This is a genomic window from Bacillus sp. FSL R5-0585, assembly GCF_038004545.1.
Lineage (GTDB): Bacteria > Bacillota > Bacilli > Bacillales > Bacillaceae_G > Bacillus_A > Bacillus_A cereus.
This window is the reverse complement of sequence record NZ_JBBORJ010000001.1, coordinates 3,028,802-3,049,412: the sequence shown is the minus strand read 5'-3', so window position 1 is coordinate 3,049,412 and position 20,611 is coordinate 3,028,802. Positions and strand designations below refer to the sequence as shown.

Here is a 20,611-nt window from a genome sequence, read left to right as displayed (position 1 = left end):
ATGAACGAACCAGGGGGCGCAGTATGGCAATTAACATGAAAACAATCGAAGAATGGATTGCTGAATCAAATGCAAGACATGAAGAAGATTTTGGACACGTTGTGGAAGAAATGAAAGAAGTATGTGTCGGACTTGATAACGCGACATTAATTTATACGAAAAATGTATTTTGTTTCGGTAAAAAAGTAGAAGTATTTTTCTTCTTCCAAGACCATGTCGTGATTGGACAAGAAAAAGACGAATATGTTGAGATTGAAAAATTAAAGTATGATGCCATTACAAATAGTAACTTAAAAACAAATGACAAAAATACAACGTTAGAATTAAAGTTTGCTAACGGACAATCTATTAATTTAGATAGTTTAAATGATAACTACGGTACGAAAAATTGGTTATTTGCTAGACAAATTAAGAGTATTTTTAAGTTAATCTAGTAAAAAAGCACGCCGTCCATCGGCGTGCTTTTAACTATGCAAAGCCCCTTTTAACCAATTCCGCGCCCGATATGCCCCAACTGGAACTTGAATAAGAGATGTTTCATTCCCAGCATCAATACCGTACAATTGATCACATGAATTTGTATCAAAACTTAGTAACGGATGCCCGCCCATCCCCATAGCAGTTGCAGCAAAAACGAGTTTATGAACGAGTATACCAGCTTCCATTTGGTGAATGCGGTATCCTCTATAGCCTAATGCATTTGTATAGTAATCTTTCTTTCCGACTACATGTAAGCAAAGTGGTACTTGAAAAAGGTTCACGTTATCCATCGTCATACTAGACTGAAGTGGGTAGCGAAGGTCTCCATATCGAATTGGTTGTATGGAATGTGTTTTACTGTTATAAGCGTAAGCCCCGTTTTTAATATTTTTCACGTTATAAAAACATCCATATAAGGAGACGCGTGTATTTTCATTTGTATACTTACCGTCAAGATCGTTGTAATAGGGGAAGGAGAGACTCGCTTCTTGTAGTAAAGTAGCGAGCTCAGCTGCACCCCATTTCGTTAAAATAAAGTCAGCATCAGGGGAATACCGTTTTCTGCAAAGTTGTAAGAAATCATAAGATAAACGCTCTACTTTCGGCAGTTGTACAGCGTGCGCATGATGTTGATAGTGCTCTTCATGAGCTAGTGTTTGGAACTGTGCTGTCGATTCGATCATAGAAGCCTCATTTATTTTTGTTATCATCGGATACTCATTTACATGCTTTGAGCGAACGAAATGTTCATGTGCGAGCGGCGGAATTTGTTGCAACAACTCATGAGAAGTAACTGTTTTATTTTCACGGTAATCATTGTGAAACCAATTAGTTTCTGGCTCTGTACTTAAAGGAATAACGGCATACACACTTTCTTCACCTTCTGACAATCCGAGTAAATGATTCAGTGCACGGTCTAGAAATTGAAAGTATACGCCGTTCGTATAACCGAACTGTTTTGCACATTCTAGTAATTGTCCAATGAGAACCCCGCTATCTAATCCTTGAAGTCGATATGAAAAGTTATTGTATTTAAAGAAGTTTTTCCAAAACATAGTGGATACAAATGCAGCACCGAAACAATCATGTATATTACAGCGATTACCGAGTGCGTCTGCTAAATAAGAATCGAAATTTCCTTCGCGAAGTAAAATAAGTCGGTGATGCGCGGTGTCATAATGGTAAATGCCGTTTGGATAATCGTCAATCTTTAAATAGATATACAATTCATTCGGGTATAAGGCACCGCCTGAAGGAATGGATCTACGTAATACATTTCTCTCGCTATTTAGCTGACATAATTGTGTTACACCAAATGAATACCAAAGGTAGTGACCAATCTCATTTAGAGTAGGTGTAGTAGAAGAGTTCGATAAAGATAACGGGATTTCTAAGGAGAGCGGGATGGTAGGTACATTTCGATATAATTTATAAGGAAGCGGTGCGTCTTTCCAGTCCACCTCATGATTCGGCATAATTTCGTCAATAGAGAAATGGAGATGATGTAAAAAAGTATCTAGCTGCATGAAATCCCTCCTTTACTATGGAAACGGATGTGGATGTGGATTTAATCTTTCATTCGTTAAAGGTTCATCTGTATATCCAAGTGTCATCGGTACGGTATATACACGGTCCAGTCCTGTAACCCGAGTAAGGTGGTGTCCGAACGTCATCGGTAGCATGCCTGGAATAATAACTTTTACACAATGCAATCCGTTCTTTTCTATAAGGGGAACAGTTTGATCTACAACGATTATTTCAAGATTAGATTGATGCAAACGATTTAAAAGTTGGTGGAGATCGGATGTTAAATCCATATCAAATGACTGTGATACATTCATTTCTTGGAACGTTTGCACCGGTGCATCTTCTCGTAAAAGGAAGTAAAGACGTTCTTCCGTTTCTTTCAATCCGTACAGCATACTATGGTCTTCCATTTTATTAACGAAATAAGGATCTTGTAAGCATTTTTCGTAGTATTCTCTTTTGTGCTCGAGCTCATCGTCCGTTATAAGTAACATGCCTGCTATTTCTTGAATGGCGCTTTTTAAGGCTCGAATAGGATCTAAATGAGCGCCTCCCGCACAAACAACGTTCATTCCATTTTCACGCGTATTTTTTGCAATTACCCATAAGCTCGGGATGCCGTGTTCCATCGTCGCGTTAAAAGCGTGTAATTCATATCCGGTAATCGTACGTAACCGCTGGATCATTAATTGTAATTCCGTATCATTTGCTGAATTAAGATCAAGGCGGGGAAGAGGTAATTCGGCATACCAAGTGAGTAAGAAGGCATCACGCTCTACAATTTCTAAAATGCCGTGAAAAATCGCTTCTTCTAAACTACCGCCAATTGCACATCCATTTGATGTTTCATACACGAAAGCATCTCGATGACCGAGGCTATAATAAGCAATTGATTCAGGAACTAAAAGCGGTCTGTTTTGTGATAAAGAATATCCCCATACCCAGTTTTGCTCATAATCAGGATCAAACGGCTTAAATGGAAAATTATCACGATTGTAATGTTCATTTGTATGTACACCGAGTGTGAGGGGATTTAGTGCATGTTCCTCTAAATCATGAAAACTACCATGCACATTTGTCTTTTTCCCGCGAGGCGACATACCGCAATATCGTTCTAAACCTTCTAAAATAGCAGTTGCTTCACTCACTGCAAATGAATGAGTTCGGCCTGCAACACCTTCATTTCCGAACATTAATGGCATGTTTATAATGACGTCAGCGAATGGTAATAATGAATGCTGCATTTTGCCGTTCAACATACCGACCCGATAATCTAAATAGTCTCTCGTTAAAAATGTGTTTAATTCATGAATAGAACGGCAGCGATACGTTTCGGTGCTTACTTTTAAACTCGGTTGTAAAGAAATTTCCGCTGCATCCGCAGTATCATTAGGTAAATTACTACATACAGGACAGAGAGGATCTGGAAGAAAAGAATGCCGCGTACATTGTAATGTTTGTAAGTTTAGTAAAATAAGTTCATTTTCTAAAGAAGAATGGTTATGAGTTAATATTTTTTCTGTTTCTGCGCAAATAAGATGGCACATTTGTAACATTCCATTTTGGGTGGCACGTACATCACGCCTCGTTACATCATCTGCTTTAAAGGCATATTTCCGCTGTAGTTCCCACATTTCTTTTTGGTCAAAGCCAGCGATAAAACGGCGTCCATCAGAACAATGGGAACATCCGGGCGTAAGAGGATGAATGTAAGGACCGATAATACCTTCGCCAAATGAAGTAAAACCACGTAGCCATGGAATATGATTTGACCGAAAAATTAGCTCAGCGTCATGATGAATAGTAGAAGGAGATCCGTCATGTAATACGAGAGCGAGATGAATATTTTCAGGAAGTACTTCTGGAAGGGTATGCTGACGAATGATGGAATATTGTTTGCATAATTGATCATGTACATAGTCTGCAAGAAGGCCATCTCCTATAAGCAATATATTTTGAGTCATAGACCGTCCTCCTTTGCAATTAATACCCCATACACACCGTCTAAGTTTTCTTTCAAAAATGGTTCGATTGCTAAATCAAACACGAAGGGATAAAAATTATGTTCTTCTAAATGCTGTAAGGCAAGCTGTAAAGATTGTGCGCTTGGAATTTCTTCTTCCGCTTGTATTTCCACTCTAAAAGAATCCGTGTCATATAAAATAATAGATGATTCAGGCAAGATATTAGCTCTGTAAGGAGTCTCTTCACTTTGAATGTGGAGCAGTGATAGTTGTAGTGCGTTCCGTAAGGCTAACGTCATATTAATATTAGATGCACCGTACCATCTATCATTTATACCAACCCAAATGACTGGAAAACTGAGAATCTCTTCACTCATTGCAATTTTAGGTGTTTCATGAATTGTAGCAAGAGCATCGTAATAAAATCTACAATGTTTATCGTGAATATCAGTTAAATCAATCGTTGTAAGTTCTTCTAGCATATGTGACTGCCGCTCATACAGTTTATTGTTTAAATGTTGTTGTAGTGCCCGGTAAAATCCTTCTGTCATCGTTTCTCCAGCACCGATACCGATATCGTTATGTTCAGGAATAAGGCGGTGAATGATTTCTGCTACATATGTTTCAATTCCTGTTAAACCGGCTTCTCGGCGTGCTTCATTATGAGTCAATCCACTGCAAGTCATAAGAGGCAGAAGGGGAGCTGGGCCATCTGATAGTGGAGTGGCTACTTGAATATAGCACTGTGATAACGGTAATTGATATGAATCTTGTTCATCCCATACATGGAATATACCGGCTTCTTTAGAAGTTAATGAGTCGAAAAAGCGGAATATATCAGTTGAAGTATGTTGGCCATACCGATGCTCAAGTTTTTCAGAAAGATTTTCTATCGTATCAATTGTAAAACTTTCATCAGTTGCAAGAGGGTGTTTTATAAAAGGATGCCACGTTCCTTCAAGTGTTTCATAGTTTAATAAAAAGAATTGTGATTCTTTTTCACGATAAGAATCATCCGCGACATGTTTAAACAATTCAAAAACGATTACATTTGCTAACATGGCAGATGTAATTTGTGAGAAGGAATCCGATGAATTTTCATTTTGCAAAGTCGTTTCATGTAGCCGATGCCATGCGGATTCCCAGCATTCATCACGGTTTTCCATTACGACAGGTCCAGCTATACCGAGTGTTGATAAACAAATAGCTGGTATAAAATTCTTTTTCGTTTCTCTACAAATAGTGTGAACTGTTTTTAAACCGTCAATGTCTCCATTTTGAGAAACATATAAAATCCAATCAAAAGGTTCGAATACTTCATGTAAGGGACGGTCAATTGTAGTATCGATTTCTTGAAGGAGTACACTGTTATCAACTTCATATGCACGTTCTATTAGCTCATGTATTCTGTCATAGTTTGTTTCATCTCGATCTGTAACGAGGTAATGAAATGTAGGTAAACCAGATTCTAATAAAGAAGAAACTAAGGAAGTGAGCATATCCCCAGAACCAAGTACAAGGACATTTGCTCCGCGGTACGTTTCGAATTTTAAAGCACCTGAATGAGAATCGGCTTCTAAAAATTCAATTTGCGAAGCATATCTGTCGAGTAATGTACTGTTTAATTCATGAGGTGCATCTTGATTTGCATCGCGAACGAAACCATTTTCATATAAAATCTCTCCAATTTCAAATACACGATTTTGATAGGGGAGAGGGAGTCCATCAGTTATTTCTGCTAAAGAATAATTTCCGTTAAACATTGGCATTAATTTTTCAATCCAGTCATAAATTCCATCACCGTCCATGCGAAATGAACTGGCGTTATTTCGAAAATAGACACCCCCGTTTGAATCGGGAAGGAAGAAAGTATCCTTATTTACTTTAAGTTTTGCATGAATTGGAAGGTTATTCATTTTAATCCTCCTTACGTTTAGGCATACATTATTACTTTATGTCATGAAATTTGTCCCGTATGAACACAATAAAAAAAGGCTGTAGAATGATTCATTCTACAGCCTTTAATAGATTTTTAATCTATCAACCTTCTAATAATAATGACTTTGGATCTTCAAGCATATCTTTAACAGCAACAAGGAAGCTAACTGCTTCTTTACCATCAACAATACGGTGATCGTAAGATAAAGCAATGTACATCATTGGGCGGTTTTCCATACGCTCGTTATCAATTGCAACTGGGCGCACTTGGATTTTATGCATTCCTAAAATACCAACTTGAGGGCTATTTAGGATCGGTGTTGACATTAGAGAACCGAATACACCACCGTTTGTAATTGTAAATGTACCACCTTGTAGTTCTTTTAATGAAAGTTTGTTATCGCGTGCTTTTTTACCTAATTCACGAATTTCGCTTTCGATTTCAGCGAAGTTTAATTGGTTAGCATCGCGTACAACTGGAACAACTAATCCATCTGGAGCTGCTACTGCAATACCGATATCATAGAATTTTTTAATGATAAGCTCGTCACCTTGAATTTCAGCATTTAATAATGGGAATTGTTTTAATGCTGCAACAACTGCTTTTGTGAAGAATGACATGAAGCCAAGACGTACATCATGTTTTTTCTCGAAAGCATCTTTGCGTTCTTTACGTAATTCCATGATCGCACTCATATCAACTTCGTTAAATGTTGTTAACATTGCAGATGTTTGTTGAACTTCTACAAGACGTTTTGCAATTGTTTGACGGCGGCGGGACATTTTCACGCGCTCAACTGGTTTTTCGAATTCCGTTTTTGCAACTGGAGCAGGAGCTGGACTCTTTGGAGCAGCTGGTGCTTCTTTTGGTGCTGCAGCATGAGCTTGTACATCATGTGGTCTCACGCGTCCAAGTGGATCTGTACTACGTACGTCGTTTAAGTCGATTCCTAATTCACGAGCCATCTTTCTAGCAGCTGGTGATGCGATAGGACGGTTTGTATTTGGTAACCCTTGTAGTGTTGCAGTTTGCTCAGCACTTGGTGCCGCAGCTTTCGGTGCTTCAGCTGTTTCTTGTTTTGGTTGCTCAGCAGCCGGTGCAGGTGTACTTACTGCAACTGGTGCTCCATTAGCATCTAAAATTGCGATAGTTGCGCCAACTTCAACTGTATCCCCAGGTTCGCCTAGTAACTTCGATACAATACCTGAATCTTCTGCAATGATTTCTACATTGACTTTATCAGTTTCAAGCTCAACAACGCTGCCACCTTTCTCAACTTTGTCGCCTACGTTGATAAGCCATTGTGAAATAGTTCCTTCAGTAATAGATTCTGCAAGCTCAGGTACTTTAATTTCGATCATTTTAAATGTCCTCCCCTTATTTGCCTAACGGTGTGTTTTTTCTTCTTTTGTCTTCGGTAATCTCCATTTGTTAGCCTGGCCTTGGGCAGATATTCTGCCCAAGGAACAAGCTAGAAACCTTCATTGTTACTTTTTAGTTGCTGTAAACTTCAATTTCTTGTTTATCTTGACGGAAGTTATACTTCACATCTAAAGCATGTGCAACAATTAGCTCTTGCTCAGCTTTGTGAGCGAATGGATCGCCGCCAGATGGACTAGAGCGATCAGGACGTCCAATGTAGCCTGTTTTCACTTTATCTCCAGCAAGTTCGAACAGAATTGGAGCCATGTAATGCCATGCGCCCATATTACGAGGTTCTTCTTGAACCCAAATGATTTCTTCTAAGTTTTTAAAGCGTTTAATAATAGATTGAACTTTCTCAGCAGGGAATGGGTACAATTGCTCAATACGAACGACATGAACTTCGTCTAAGTTGTACTCATGTTTACCAGACTCGATTTCTGCTGCTAAGTCAATCGCCATTTTACCTGTGCTTAAAACAAGACGTTTGACTTTATTTGGTTTCATGCCAAGGTTTTCTTGTTCTAAAGCAGGTTGGAAACGTCCTTCGCTTAACTGACTAGCAGTTGAAAGCGTAAGTGGGTGACGTAATAAACTCTTCGGCGTCATCAGTACTAATGGTCGAACAGCTTCTGTTCCTAAGATAGATGCTTGACGACGCAGGATATGGAAGTATTGAGCCGCGCTCGTTAAGTTTGCAACTGTCCAGTTATTCTCAGCAGCTAACTGTAAGAAACGCTCTGGACGTGCACTAGAGTGTTCTGGCCCTTGACCTTCATAACCGTGTGGTAATAGAAGAACTAAGCCAGATTTTTGACCCCATTTTGCTCTTCCAGCTGACACATATTGATCAAATAATGCTTGCGCAGTATTTGAGAAGTCACCGTATTGCGCTTCCCACATAACAAGAGTTTCTGGAGCGAATACGTTATAACCATATTCGTAACCAACAACAGCAGCCTCTGATAACGGACTGTTATGAACAGAGAACGATGCATTAATGTTTGGTAAGCGATGTAACGGTGAATATGTTTCATTTGTATCAGTATCGTGTAATACGATATGACGGTGTGCGAATGTACCACGCTGTGAATCTTGACCAGTTAAACGAATTGGCGTACCTTCTTGTAAAATAGAAGCGAATGCTAACGATTCAGCAAGTGCCCATTCAATTTTACCGTTCTCTTCAAGAGCATCTTTACGGCGCTCAAGAATTTTCTTCACTTTCGGATATACGTTAAATCCTTCTGGCCAAGATAGTAGACCTTCATTAATTGCACGAAGTGAGTCAATCTCAACACCAGTATCAATTGGTTGAATACCTTTTGCAACAACATCTGGTACTTTAACGTGAATTGTTGCGTCGCTCGTATCAGCTGGTGGTACTTGTGCATAATCGGATTTTAATTGCTCTTGTGTAAACTGTGTAATTGTTTCAACCTCATCTGCATTTAGAACACCAGCAGCTTGTAGTTGATCTGCATAAATTGCCCTTACAGTTGGATGGTTTTTAATTTTTTTGTATACTTGTGGTTGCGTAACTGCTGGATCATCCATTTCGTTATGACCGTAGCGGCGGTAACCAATTAAATCGATTAAGAAATCTTTTTTGAACAACATGCGATATTGAATCGCAAGGTTAGCAGCTGCAAGACAAGCTTCCGGATCATCAGCGTTCACGTGAACAATCGGAATATCGAAACCTTTTGCAAGGTCACTAGAATATTTCGTAGAACGAGAATCATAGCTATCAGTCGTAAAACCAACTGCATTGTTTGCGATAACATGAATCGTTCCGCCTGTTTGATACGCGTTCAATCTGCTTAAGTTGAGTGTCTCAGATACAATACCTTGACCAGGGAATGCAGCATCACCATGAACTAAAATTACGAATGATTTTGAAGTATCTTGATCTGGAAGACCAGATTTTTTACGATTCTCTTGAGCAGCACGTGCGAAACCTTCTACTACAGGATTCACGAACTCAAGATGACTCGGGTTATTTGCTAATGTCACGCGAGTGCTAACTTCTTCGTTACTAACGACTTGTTCTCTACCTAGGTGGTATTTCACATCGCCAGTCCAGCCAGAATTAGCCACTGCGCCTTCTATTTTTGCATGTTTGAACTCAGCAAACATGTGGCTATATGGTTTTTCTAATACGTGAGCAAGTACGCTTAGGCGACCGCGGTGAGCCATACCAATCATGACATCCTCAACGCCGTTTTTAGCACCTTCTAGAACAATTTCATCTAAAACAGGTACAAGCATATCAACGCCCTCGATAGAGAAACGTTTTTGCCCAACGAATGTTTTATGCAAGAATTGCTCGAAACCTTCAACAGCTGTTAAACGTTTTAAAAGAGCAGTTCGTTTTTTATTTGATAGTGGTTGACGCAATGAATTTGATTCCACCATTTGATGCAACCACGCGCGTTCTTCACTATCTTGTATATGAGAAAATTCATAAGCTAAAGATTTTGTATAAACGTCTTTTAATCTATGAATTACATCAAGTGCAGTGTGAATACCTTCTGGTGCATCTGGCCATACTGTTTTCGCTGGAATCGCTTTCAAGTCAGCATCGCTCAGTTCGTTCAATGCTTTCTCAAGAAGAGATTGTCCATTTGCAGCATCTTCCATCGGGTTGATGTGAGCCAACGTGTGCCCGAAAGAACGAATCTGCTCAACAAGTTGAACGACTTTAAGAATTTTTTCAATGTTACCTGTGTTTTGAGGAGAAAAATGTGTTGCTGTGTTGTCCCCTGTTACGACATCATCTTGAAACGAAGGAGCTCCAAAAATTTCAAAAAGCTCTTGTAATTCCGGATCAACAGAACCTGCTCCAGTTACGTAAAGATCATACTGCTCAATAACATAACCAAGGTTCGGACCGTGGAACTTGGCCCAAGGGTTTGTCGTTGTATTCTTCCTCGTCATTTGTTTAAACCTCCCAATGCATATAATCCTTTTCCATACAAAGGTGCATTTTGCTCTTTTTCAATAAGTAATAAATCAATAATCAATGTAAATGTTTTCTTTACTCTTATGTTATTACAATAATTTACATAATACCAAACACTATTACTTATCTGTTTTGTAAAAAAACATTCACAATAACTTATCACCCAAGTTAATCTTTCATGTTATAAAGTAATTTTACAGAAAAATGGGGTGGATATATTTGGTATGCCTATACTAATAGCTATAATTGTTGCATTTAAATATAGGTATAATAGTTAGAATGTTTCGATAAAATTAGTTTGAATTATGTATATTGAAATAATAAGCGCTTTCATAGATATTATACAACAATATAACGGAATATAGTATAAAAAATAAAAAATTATGAATTTATCGTAAACTTTATTTAGATAGTGTTAAATATTGAAAGGAAAGTGAAGGATTTCTACAAAAAAAGTTGCTAAACATAAAAAATGCTCCATAAACAGTTAGTTTCTATAAATATGACGAAAAACACCGTAAAACAAATAACGTATTTCGTGAAATAAAGAAATAAATGAAATGTTTTAAAAGGATAAAACAAATATGGAGATATTAAATTTTAAAAAAAGAAGTGAGGAGATATAGTAACAGTTATTTACAGTGTTCCGTGTTTCGCTTCAAAATAGACGTGCTGAAATTGAAAAAAAGTTTCTTCTATATAAATAGCGTGAATAATAATCAAAATATATGTAAAGGGAACTTGACGTAAAGTTTCCTTTACATATATACTCGGTATATGGAAGGAGGGAGAAATTTCCTTGGAAAATAAAATGGTCGAATACCGAAAAAAATTTGGACTATCTCAAGAAAAGTTGGCTGAGAAACTTGGAGTTTCCAGACAAACCATTATCTCAATTGAAAAAGGGAAATACGATCCATCACTTCCGCTAGCATTTGAAATAGCGAAAACATTTCAGACAACAATAGAACATGTATTTATTTATAAAGGAAAAGAAGAGGGGGAATAGGGATGAATTATTCACAAAAGTACTTTGTAATTATGGGGATTATTTTTCTATTTATGAGTGGATTTATGATATTAACAGGTATAATGACGCATTCTTCACCGCCAGCCATAACGTATCCATTGCTTGGGATGATGATTATGAGTTTCTGTCTAAGCTACTTGCACCCGCAATTTAAAGAAAAAGATGAGCGAATGAAACTTATTCGTTATAAAGGAATGTTTGTAACCTTTTTTGCGTTAACGGCATATTATCTTCTTTTCTCTATCGGCTTAAACTTAAAAATACTTACACTATCTGCTACTGAATTATTAAATATACTTATGGCACTTACAATGAGTACAGTTTTTATCTCATTTGTTGTTTTATCAAAAAGATATTAAGATGGAAGAGAGAAAGGAAGATTAACATATGCAAATGATGTATGCTTTTGGCATTGGGCTTGTATTATTTTTAGCCGTATTCTTATTTATTCGTAAAGACGTTCAAGGCGGGACGTTAACGAAACGAGGATTTTATAAATTAATCGCCTGTTTAGTTGTTATGCTTATAGCGATTATTGTAATGATTGTTTTAATAAGTCAGTCACTATAGAATGTAAAAACGGAACCTTACTTCGGTAAGGTTTTTTTATATTATTCAACCTAAAAAATACCATTAAATCCATTTACTATAAATAACTTATATTATATAATCCAATGAAATGATAGATAAGGAGTGTAGTATATGAATAAAAAAACTATCTTCTATTTATTAACTTGTCTACTACTTGTAGCTAGTACTACTTATATAATATGTAACAAAAGAGAACAAGTGCCACCTATATTAGTATGGGACGAACAAGAATATTATGTTACGAATGAACCTGCCAAAGTAGAAGAAGTTGGGCGAAAACTTGGCGAAGTAACAAGGGAAATTAAAACAAGTAAAAAACCTACTAAAAATAGAGAATCTAATACATTACAAGAGAAAACAGAAGTATTCACAATGATTGAGGAAGAAAAAAGTGAATATCCGCCTTTAATCATAAAGGAAGCTTATAGTGATGAATATAGGGTAGTGAGGCCGATGTCGAAGCAGGTATTGTGATGAAAAGGAGATTCTTTTGTAGACATTAATTTCGTATCCGTGGTGGTTGTGCTCTACCTAAAAAATCCTTAACATCACAATTTCCATCAAAAGAGATGGGTGTCTCCTTTTTTATATAAGGGGTACTCTCGACGAACTATAACATTATATCTATTGGAAAGGGGGGAGTAAAACTAACACTCCTGCAATCAGAATTGAAATTATCACCGTATAAAATGAAAAAAGTGATATTAACAGACATTATTTTCACATGTGTTAGACAGAACATATTACGATTTGTTTTGTGATATATAGTACATTTAAGCACAAGTGTATAAGCTGCATATCATACTTTAGGGTCATAAATTTATTGAGCACGCATATTATTTTAAGTGAATTAGTCAGCTAACCGTAGATAAATTAGAAGTGGAGGTGTTTGATTTGAAGGATAAAAATGAGTTGATAAAAAGTATAGAACAATTCCAATTAGAGGTCTTGGAACAAGTAAAGGTAGAAGAAGAATCTTATATTATTAATGAATTAAATAACATGGTGGAGACGCTTACTGAAGCAAAAAGCCAATTGGAAGTTGAAAAGTATAAAATAGTTTTCATTGGGGAGAAAGGAAATGGAAAAACTACCCTTGCATCTCACCTCTTTGATTTGATTTCTTACAGTAAACCAAGTTCCAAAGAGAGAAAGTTATTAGGGGATGAGGTTAAGAAAGTGAATGAATTACTCACGACAGGGTCTGGTGGTACAACAATGAGTGAGGTTGTTATTGTACCAGATTCTGAAACATTTATTGAAATTAAGAAAATGGAAAATAGTAAGGTAATCAGCTTATTAGAAATACTTTGTCATTCGTATTGGAGTGAAGTAAAGGAGGATAAGGGTAATAGTTCTACTTTACCTGAAGAGTACAATAGAGGACTGAGAAACCTTATTAGATTAACAGAAGATGAAATTATAAAACTAGCTTCAGATTGTAAAACTGTTGGTGATTTTATTGAGGAAATTGTAACTCGAGCTAATCTTAATCATCGTACGACCGAAAAAATTGTATATTGTGGTGAAGGAACTTTGGAGGGACAGAAAGATTGGCTTAGAAGGGAGTTTGGATTAATAAATCGAGTTGCACGTGAAGATATGAGTATCCCCGAGGTTATCAACGTACATGTAAATAGTGCAGTCCTTAATGATAAGGCTATTTTGAAAGTAGAGAGCATTATTGATACAAGAGGACTTGATTCAAAAGGATGGGAAGCTAGAGAAGATTTACATAACTACCTTAATAAACAGAAAAATACAATTTGTGTTTTTGTTGGAGGGTTTAATAATCCTATTACTTATAATACAAAAGGTTTAATTGATAATGTTATTGTTAATCCACCTCATAGCAATAAATCCAATTTAGTATTGCTTGTAAATTGGGAAGAAGGACAGCCAGAGAATACCATTGGAGATAACGGAGTAGTTGAGGATGAGGAAGAAGGGATAAATCATAAAAGAAATGCTATTTGGAGAGAATTGCATGACTTAGATTTTGATAAAGAAAATATATTATTTTATAATCCGTTTGGTTGTTTCGTAAAGGGGAAAGTGATTTCTAATTCCAGTGTAGAAGTTTATAATCAGGAAAAGATCCCTTTCATTGATACAATTTTTAGTGTTATAAGGAAAAGGGAAGAAGGTTTGATTAAATATATCTATAAGGTGAATGCAGACTTCCGCAGGCTAACAAATGGACGCATAACCAAGAGTGATATGCAGTATATAGAAGTCATAAAAAGGAATGTTGAGTCATTAAAGCTAAATAACAATTTTATAAAAGTTGAAGAATTTAATGAACTATTAACACAATGCATAGCTTCTTGGCATCCAAGTACTATTAATGCCACAAATAAACTTTTTGGTGAATGGTACAATGGCAATGTTTATCAATCTGGATATACAGTGATGGGTCAATTTGTTGATTCAATATTTGAGAAGGAAATATTAAAAGTGGTCCACCTAATATCATCGCAGAAACAATATAACATTAGTCGTTCTTGTCGCACTTTGCTAAGCCTATGGGAAGAAAATATCATTAAATTGTATAATGAGTTTAAGGATAGTCTTGGTGAAAAGACTAAGAATTATTTAGGACAACATATTTTAAGTCCAAAGGTTAATAGTAGTCCATTTTGGAGTTCTGTTATTAGCAGATATGGTAAAGGGAAAGGATACGTTAAAGATGTAACACATATATATAAAAAGGAATTAGATACTAAGAGTGGTCTTATATATAGATTATTCGTTGCTTGTTGGGAAGAAGAATTTTTACTAAAGATAGATACGCTTATTAACTATAAGAAAATTAACATTTGAACAAATAAGAAGATAATATCTCAGTAAAGATATTATCTTCTTATTTGTTCATTTAATATTTGTATGAAGTGTATTAGGTGTTATATCTTCATGATATTCTTCTAAATATCGGTGAAATACTAAGAACTATTCCTTCTTATTTTCAAGGGCTCTTCTTGTGAGGCCTTCTGCTTTTTTTTTTGCAAATATATAAATGTTAAATAACTCTTGGAACGTGTAAGTTTCAATCTGTGTAACCTCAATACTTGTACGACTTAACTTTGCTGTACTGTACCTCTTTTATCTGTTCTGGACAAAATAAAACGCCTCGTTATATCGGTAATTTGGTTTACCGTATAAGAAGACACGAATGACCTGCACCCTACAAAATAAGTGAACGCAGCACTAGGGTGATTTTGGGTGTGCAAAGGATAACGCCTTAACACTTACAAACTTTTGTAGAGCTATGGCCTTTTTAAAGGATATGACCCCGGAGAGGCTCGAACTCACGACCGCCACCCTGTCAAGGTGGCGCTCTCCCTGCTGAGCTACGGGATCCCAACTATAAATGTTACCATCAGCAATGTGTTTTCATTTCATTCGTGTAATCGGAGGATTTTTATAATTTATTGAATATTGTAACATTTGATGTATTTCTATAATAGCAACAAACCTTAATAGTGTAAAGATTTAATTTTCTGAATATTATCATTCTAATTTGTATATATAAAAAATAAGCCCCGAAGAGCTTATTTCAATAATAATAATAATAATATCACCGCAATTATCAATGATATCATCAAAAATACAAGTATAAATAATGGAGCTTGTTCATGAATTATCTTCCTGTAAGTGTCATTGAAGCTGTATAAATTGTATCTACAGAACCGTCAACATTTTTAATTTCAACTTTGTAACGATATTCCCCGTTTTCTGAAAGTTGTCCACCCCAACCAGTTGTATTGTAAAATTCTTCGTTTGTTCCAGCTGGTAATTCGGAGCCGAAATTGAAGTCAGTTTCATAGTAACCCCAGCCACTTGCCCATTTCTTTTCAATAGTTACACGATAGCGCACATCTTCAGCTCTATCATTTGTGATTTTTGCAATCATATTTTGGCCGTAGCTGTACTCTGTAGCGTGTACTTGAACTGTAACACCGTTCAACGTTTCGCTAGGACCACAAATATAACGACAGAACTCGCTTGCTGCGTCAGCATGTGCTTTTGGTGTTTCAATGTTCATAACCGTTAAACCGCCTAAAGCTAATGTGCCAGTTAATAATACTTTACTAAATGCCTTCACTTGAAATTCCCCCTAAGTATATTCTCAATTCGTTCGATAGGCGTCACATTAAATAGTTTTATAAGATTAATCTAATCGAACACTTTTTTCCTCGAGTGTATTCGCTATGAATCTTTCATCTTGTAGTAATCTAACCTCTACATAAAATTTCATAGTTTTGATTTCATATATGTATCATGATTTACATAGAACAAATCTGTTAATACGTTTTGGTTATTTGCTTATCCCACTACTCTTTATTACCTTTTATTGGTAAAACGTTGGTTTTATTATATACCATTATTATCTATTTACAAGAGAAAACAATACTGTATGCAAAAATGCATAATAAAAAACACTACTTGTATTCTGAATTACAGAATACAAGTAGTGTTGGGTTTCAATTAATATTTAATTGGAACCTAATGCTAATTTTTTATGTTTAACAGTATACATATATCACTGTTTTTTTAGTCATAATTGATAAAATTTGTTCAGGGGACGCTCTTCCTGTTGAGCTATGGGATCTTTAAAAGGGAAAGTATAAGCGATTATGAGAGTAATGTATGAAGGGATAATGATGAGAAGCGAATTTAGTAGAAAGTAGTCTTTGGATGTAGAGGTTATATTATTTCCGATACCAATCCAAAGGACCTTCATCACTCAAATCAACAAGAAAAGGGAACAAGAAGTGTAAAGGTAAGCTTATAAGTTCTGGCATAGCGTTCACTGTTTTCTTTGATAGATATTGCCTCCCAAAACAATACGGACAATCTTTTTCAAATGTCACGAGTATTGACCATACATCTTTTACTTTCCACTTCGTTTTACAATACGTACAACGCGCCATTGAGTTCCTCCTCAGTTTAAGGTGTTTTCTAATATATTCTACTTTATTGTACGAAAGTCATTTGAATTTGATGTGGTAAAATGCAAAACAAGCCTAACCTCGTTCTACATTCAGGGAGGGGTTAAGCTTGTTTTAATTCCGTTCAAAGTCTCTTTGTATCAGGCTGTTTATACATTGCCTAGATAGCTTCGTGTTAAATTCGGGAGAATAATTTTTCCATCTTTACTGTATTTTTCGAATAGCTCTGATAGGAGAAAAATAAAGTTTTTATACTGTTCGTCATTTTCTTTCGGAGCATAAGATGCTGATAAATTCCTTCCCAAAAACCCTTCATAATCAAAAAGTAAATCATTTTGATATTCTTTAAAATCATACTTTCCATCTTTAAAAAAGTTGTTAAATACTTCTGGAGTTTCATCTATTCCACCGCTAAAGCCTTTAAAGTTTGGACAGGTTTTCTGGCAAATTTCTGCATTCTCTTTAATAAGTGGACTAGTTAAATCTCTACTATTCCAAACAAGTGCAACATTTGCTTTTATGGATTGAAAACGAGAATATAGTTTTAACGATTGCTCAGCGATCTTCCTCATATCATCATTTGGTTCAACTCCAATAACATGTAAACCACTTTCAAGCAGCTGGTGGCTAAATATCCCCGTACCTGAACCAATATCAGCCACAATCCGATTCCCTTTCAGTTGGTTAGCTGAAAGCAAGTAATCAATATATTCATTAGGATAACTAGGGCGATATTTTGCATATATATCGGCCCTGTCAGTAAAATTTTCTGTTGTTTTCACAGTACTACCTTCTTTCTTACGATATGATGTACAGAAATAGAAATTAAATATGAATTCAGGCATCAGTCTTTAAGTCTACAACTTAAGAATCCAGCTAAATAGAGGGCCTCAGTTTCTTTATTCAAATATCCTTTATCCGTTTAGTATACTATTTTAGATAATATCTTCCAAAAGACTAGAATGGCTTACTCAATTATGTTTTAAAGTGTATATTTTTATGGATTTATTTAATAATTTATGAGCGATTGTATGTCGTATTACGTTTACGTAGGTAAGAGATTTTTATTTTTGCTATTTAAATTGGCCAATATATCCTTTTTACAATTTACTGAAAATCATGTATAACAGAGATACATGATTATTTTATCTCGCTATTTGTGGGCAGTAAGATCCCTTACCTCGAAATTCAGCAAAAGTAAAGAAGTTAGGTTCGGGTCGGAATGCCCGTAAAAGTCCGATTCGTGAGGGTTGATGAAAGTTTCACTTTATAAATATTCAGAAGTAGAGGGAGAAAAGTTGTAATGGTAAGAAAAACGTTCAAGATGCGCGTGTCTAAAAATAGAACGATTTCGATTAATGGATCGATTCTTGATGTGGATGTTACACATGATGAATTTTTACAAGAGTTTGTTGAGTGGGTTGATTCTAAAGGTTGGTCGTTTATGGGAATAACAGATGAGATTACGCCCGAGGAAGCTAGTCAAAAGTTAATAGATTCGTTGATTGATGAGAAGGATAAGAAAGAGTAATTCCTTCTTATTTTTATTGTATATTTATGTTCTTTATCGTAAAAGTATGATATAGTAAAAAATAGTGAAATTTCTTCCAATATAATACAAATTACATATAATTGGTAGATTTATTATTTTGTTAAGGAGTAAATGGAAAAGGGAGAGTCATATGGTAAATTTTAAGAAAATTTTGGTTTTTATTACAGTTATTTGTTCGTTTTTTTTGACGCCCATAACATTGCGTGCTGAGACGAATATTGGAGTAAATCCAGAACAAGTTGCACCACCACCTGCGGAAGGACCGAATGTTTTTAGTCAGTTTGCAACGACAATTGATGCGAAAACAGGAGATGTTTTGTATGATAAAAACGCATATCACCGAGCATATCCTGCTAGTACGACGAAGGTGTTAACAGCGATTTTACTCATGGAGCATACAAAGCCAGAGGATCAATTTACATTTTCACAATTAGCATTAGATCAAGAGAAGAGTAATTATCAAATTGAGTTTCAACCTGGAGAGACAATTAATAGAAATACTGCGCTTATGATTTTAATGGTGCTGAGTGCGAATGATGTGTCGTATGCGATTGCGGAGCGGATTGGCGGGAGTGTTGAGAATTTCGCTAATATGATGAATGAGAAAGCGAAGCAATTAGGAGCGAAAGATAGCCATTTTGTAACACCGAATGGATTGCATGATCCGAACCATTATACGACGCCGTATGATATGGCTATGATTACGAAGGGTGTGCAAAAGTATCCTGAAATTTTACAAGCGATGAATACGAAAAGAACGACAGTTACGACGTCTAGGCAGACGGTGTCTATTTTTAATAAATCTAATTTTTTTGAAAATCCATATAGCATTGGCGGTAAGACAGGGTTTACGAATGAAGCACGTAATACACTTGTTTTATTAAATGAGAAAGATGGAAATCGTATTATAAGCGTAGTAATGGCTTCTCAAAGACCTGAAATTTATGAAGATTTGAAGCAGATGGCGGAATATTCTTTCGGTCAATTTACGAAGCAAATGGTGCTTGATAAACATAATTGGCATCAAAAAACAACATATTTAAATAAAGATGTTAATTCTGAGTTGGAACAAAGTGCGGAGCTTATGCTTAAGAAAGATGAAGGGAAAAATGTGAAAACTATTTTCCGGGCGGCTTCATTAGATAAAGAATCTTTATATCATAAAGGAATACATCGTGGTGAGGTAGTTGGTGCAGTTGATATTACGAAAAATAATCAAACAATTGCGACGGTAAATGTTCTTTCAACAGAAGATGTCACTTTTACGATGCCTAAAAAAGATACAACTATGCCTGAAGTAAAAGACTCAAATGTGAAAGTAATAAGTGTTGGGATAGGTGCGATTATATTATTTGGAGCAATTTTATATGTAGTGTTGCGCCGAAATACAAAAGGAATGAAATCAGAAGGTAAATAAATTACTAATAAAAAGACTGTGTAAAATTTTGGCACAGTCTTTTTTCTATATTTTAAATAACTAATAATTGTAAATTTTCTTATTGCAATAACTTAAAGTTCGTTATATCATTTACTTGTGTTCTTGTTAAAGAACAAAGTGGATATTGCATACTTCAAATAATATAAAACAACGGAGAGGGAGAGAGACGATGAAATTAATATGGAAGATAATTAGCAACGCGATCTCATTTGTTTTATTTGCATTGATGGTTTTTTTAGCTTTTGTAGTTATTTCTTCAAAAGCAAGCGGTGGTGATCCGACAGTGATGGGATATCAATTTAAGAGCGTTCTTTCAGGATCAATGGAGCCGACGTTTTTAACAGGATCAATCATTGCAATAGAACCAAACAAAGATGGTTCTAAATATCAAAAAGGTGATGTTATTACCTTTAAAGAGAAAGATCAAAAAATTATCACTCACCGTATTATCGGTGTGAAAGATACAAATGGAAAAGTAATGTATGAAACAAAAGGGGATAACAACAACGGACCAGATTTAGAGCCAGTACTTGCAGAAAATGTAGTTGGAAAGTATGCAGATATTACAGTTCCGTATGTTGGTTATTTACTGAATTATGCGAATTCAAAAGCGGGAGCAGCATTGCTTCTTATTATTCCAGGAGTCTTTTTGCTTGGTTATTCCGCTATTTCTATTTTTGGTGCTATTCGTAGCATTGACGGAGAAAAGAAAGATAAAAAAGTAGAACAATCCGTCTAGTTCGTTTGGTTA

At 35.7% G+C, this 20,611-nt stretch carries 17 protein-coding genes and 1 tRNA gene; 9 read left to right on the top strand and 9 right to left on the bottom strand.

Features of this window, described 5'->3' with window-relative positions:
* The first annotated feature begins 23 nt into the window (after window positions 1-23).
* Complete coding sequence (locus MKY38_RS15655; protein WP_000996782.1) at window positions 24-434, top strand: DUF3908 family protein; 411 nt, start codon at window positions 24-26, stop codon at window positions 432-434.
* A gap of 30 nt (window positions 435-464) precedes the next feature.
* Here the strand turns inward: MKY38_RS15655 and MKY38_RS15650 are convergent, their stop codons facing one another.
* From MKY38_RS15650 to odhA, 5 genes are all read right to left on the bottom strand, one after another.
* Window positions 465-2,006 carry a SagB family peptide dehydrogenase gene (locus MKY38_RS15650; protein ID WP_341049148.1) on the bottom strand — a complete coding sequence of 514 codons (1,542 nt, stop codon included), beginning with the start codon at window positions 2,004-2,006 and terminating at the stop codon, window positions 465-467.
* Window positions 2,007-2,021: 15 nt separating this feature from the next.
* Window positions 2,022-3,971 carry a TOMM precursor leader peptide-binding protein gene (locus tag MKY38_RS15645; RefSeq protein ID WP_078439331.1) on the bottom strand — a complete coding sequence of 650 codons (1,950 nt, stop codon included), beginning with the start codon at window positions 3,969-3,971 and terminating at the stop codon, window positions 2,022-2,024.
* A complete protein-coding gene (locus MKY38_RS15640; RefSeq protein WP_001061555.1) occupies window positions 3,968-5,887 on the bottom strand; it encodes a putative thiazole-containing bacteriocin maturation protein in 1,920 nt (639 codons plus the stop codon). The genes MKY38_RS15645 and MKY38_RS15640 overlap by 4 nt, the downstream gene beginning before the upstream one ends.
* Window positions 5,888-6,011: 124 nt before the next feature.
* A complete protein-coding gene (odhB, locus tag MKY38_RS15635) occupies window positions 6,012-7,271 on the bottom strand; it encodes a 2-oxoglutarate dehydrogenase complex dihydrolipoyllysine-residue succinyltransferase (protein ID WP_000569896.1) in 1,260 nt (419 codons plus the stop codon).
* A gap of 133 nt (window positions 7,272-7,404) precedes the next feature.
* Complete coding sequence (odhA, locus tag MKY38_RS15630) at window positions 7,405-10,272, bottom strand: 2-oxoglutarate dehydrogenase E1 component (RefSeq protein WP_000197120.1); 2,868 nt, start codon at window positions 10,270-10,272, stop codon at window positions 7,405-7,407.
* Between the two features lie 824 nt (window positions 10,273-11,096).
* Here odhA and MKY38_RS15625 point away from each other — a divergent pair.
* The 5 genes from MKY38_RS15625 (at window position 11,097) to MKY38_RS15605 (ending at window position 14,741) form a co-directional block, all read left to right on the top strand.
* Complete coding sequence (locus MKY38_RS15625) at window positions 11,097-11,306, top strand: helix-turn-helix transcriptional regulator (RefSeq protein ID WP_000428513.1); 210 nt, start codon at window positions 11,097-11,099, stop codon at window positions 11,304-11,306.
* Between the two features lie 2 nt (window positions 11,307-11,308).
* The gene (locus MKY38_RS15620; protein ID WP_341049147.1) at window positions 11,309-11,686 is read left to right on the top strand and encodes a permease; all 378 of its coding nucleotides are present in this window, start codon (window positions 11,309-11,311) and stop codon (window positions 11,684-11,686) included.
* 28 nt (window positions 11,687-11,714) lie between these two features.
* Window positions 11,715-11,897 carry a DUF3976 domain-containing protein gene (locus tag MKY38_RS15615; RefSeq protein WP_001178291.1) on the top strand — a complete coding sequence of 61 codons (183 nt, stop codon included), beginning with the start codon at window positions 11,715-11,717 and terminating at the stop codon, window positions 11,895-11,897.
* Window positions 11,898-12,029: 132 nt separating this feature from the next.
* Window positions 12,030-12,392, top strand: coding sequence for a hypothetical protein (locus MKY38_RS15610; protein WP_001036583.1), 363 nt, complete (start codon window positions 12,030-12,032; stop codon window positions 12,390-12,392).
* Between the two features lie 420 nt (window positions 12,393-12,812).
* A complete protein-coding gene (locus MKY38_RS15605) occupies window positions 12,813-14,741 on the top strand; it encodes a hypothetical protein (protein ID WP_341049146.1) in 1,929 nt (642 codons plus the stop codon).
* A gap of 464 nt (window positions 14,742-15,205) precedes the next feature.
* Here MKY38_RS15605 and MKY38_RS15600 read toward each other — a convergent pair.
* The 4 genes from MKY38_RS15600 to MKY38_RS15585 all read right to left on the bottom strand — a co-directional run bounded on the left by MKY38_RS15600 (window position 15,206) and on the right by MKY38_RS15585 (window position 17,652).
* Window positions 15,206-15,278, bottom strand: a tRNA-Val gene (locus MKY38_RS15600).
* A 280-nt stretch (window positions 15,279-15,558) separates the two neighbouring features.
* Window positions 15,559-16,023, bottom strand: a complete 465-nt coding sequence (locus tag MKY38_RS15595; RefSeq protein ID WP_065223896.1) for a hypothetical protein — start codon at window positions 16,021-16,023, stop codon at window positions 15,559-15,561.
* Between the two features lie 607 nt (window positions 16,024-16,630).
* Window positions 16,631-16,852 carry a hypothetical protein gene (locus tag MKY38_RS15590; protein WP_000090221.1) on the bottom strand — a complete coding sequence of 74 codons (222 nt, stop codon included), beginning with the start codon at window positions 16,850-16,852 and terminating at the stop codon, window positions 16,631-16,633.
* A 167-nt stretch (window positions 16,853-17,019) separates the two neighbouring features.
* A complete protein-coding gene (locus MKY38_RS15585; protein WP_341049145.1) occupies window positions 17,020-17,652 on the bottom strand; it encodes a class I SAM-dependent methyltransferase in 633 nt (210 codons plus the stop codon).
* 521 nt (window positions 17,653-18,173) lie between these two features.
* On the opposite strand from MKY38_RS15585, the gene MKY38_RS15580 reads away from it, so the two are divergent.
* From MKY38_RS15580 to sipW, 3 genes are all read left to right on the top strand, one after another.
* Window positions 18,174-18,401 carry a hypothetical protein gene (locus MKY38_RS15580; protein ID WP_000251856.1) on the top strand — a complete coding sequence of 76 codons (228 nt, stop codon included), beginning with the start codon at window positions 18,174-18,176 and terminating at the stop codon, window positions 18,399-18,401.
* A 151-nt stretch (window positions 18,402-18,552) separates the two neighbouring features.
* Entirely contained in the window at window positions 18,553-19,839 is a 1,287-nt protein-coding gene (locus MKY38_RS15575; RefSeq protein ID WP_000247031.1) for a D-alanyl-D-alanine carboxypeptidase family protein, read from the top strand.
* 190 nt (window positions 19,840-20,029) lie between these two features.
* On the top strand, window positions 20,030-20,599 hold the full coding sequence (gene sipW, locus MKY38_RS15570; RefSeq protein WP_000767792.1) for a signal peptidase I SipW: 570 nt from the start codon (window positions 20,030-20,032) through the stop codon (window positions 20,597-20,599).
* Window positions 20,600-20,611: the final 12 nt, after the last annotated feature.

Coding starts and splice junctions, on each gene's coding strand:
- MKY38_RS15650 (WP_341049148.1), bottom strand. CDS start 2,006: ATGCAGCTAGATACTTTTTTACATCATCTCCATTTCTCTATTGACGAA.
- odhA (WP_000197120.1), bottom strand. CDS start 10,272: ATGACGAGGAAGAATACAACGACAAACCCTTGGGCCAAGTTCCACGGT.
- MKY38_RS15580 (WP_000251856.1), top strand. CDS start 18,174: ATGGTAAGAAAAACGTTCAAGATGCGCGTGTCTAAAAATAGAACGATT.
- MKY38_RS15575 (WP_000247031.1), top strand. CDS start 18,553: ATGGTAAATTTTAAGAAAATTTTGGTTTTTATTACAGTTATTTGTTCG.
- MKY38_RS15590 (WP_000090221.1), bottom strand. CDS start 16,852: ATGGCGCGTTGTACGTATTGTAAAACGAAGTGGAAAGTAAAAGATGTA.
- sipW (WP_000767792.1), top strand. CDS start 20,030: ATGAAATTAATATGGAAGATAATTAGCAACGCGATCTCATTTGTTTTA.
- MKY38_RS15640 (WP_001061555.1), bottom strand. CDS start 5,887: ATGAATAACCTTCCAATTCATGCAAAACTTAAAGTAAATAAGGATACT.
- MKY38_RS15615 (WP_001178291.1), top strand. CDS start 11,715: ATGCAAATGATGTATGCTTTTGGCATTGGGCTTGTATTATTTTTAGCC.
- MKY38_RS15655 (WP_000996782.1), top strand. CDS start 24: ATGGCAATTAACATGAAAACAATCGAAGAATGGATTGCTGAATCAAAT.
- MKY38_RS15620 (WP_341049147.1), top strand. CDS start 11,309: ATGAATTATTCACAAAAGTACTTTGTAATTATGGGGATTATTTTTCTA.
- MKY38_RS15645 (WP_078439331.1), bottom strand. CDS start 3,971: ATGACTCAAAATATATTGCTTATAGGAGATGGCCTTCTTGCAGACTAT.
- odhB (WP_000569896.1), bottom strand. CDS start 7,271: ATGATCGAAATTAAAGTACCTGAGCTTGCAGAATCTATTACTGAAGGA.
- MKY38_RS15610 (WP_001036583.1), top strand. CDS start 12,030: ATGAATAAAAAAACTATCTTCTATTTATTAACTTGTCTACTACTTGTA.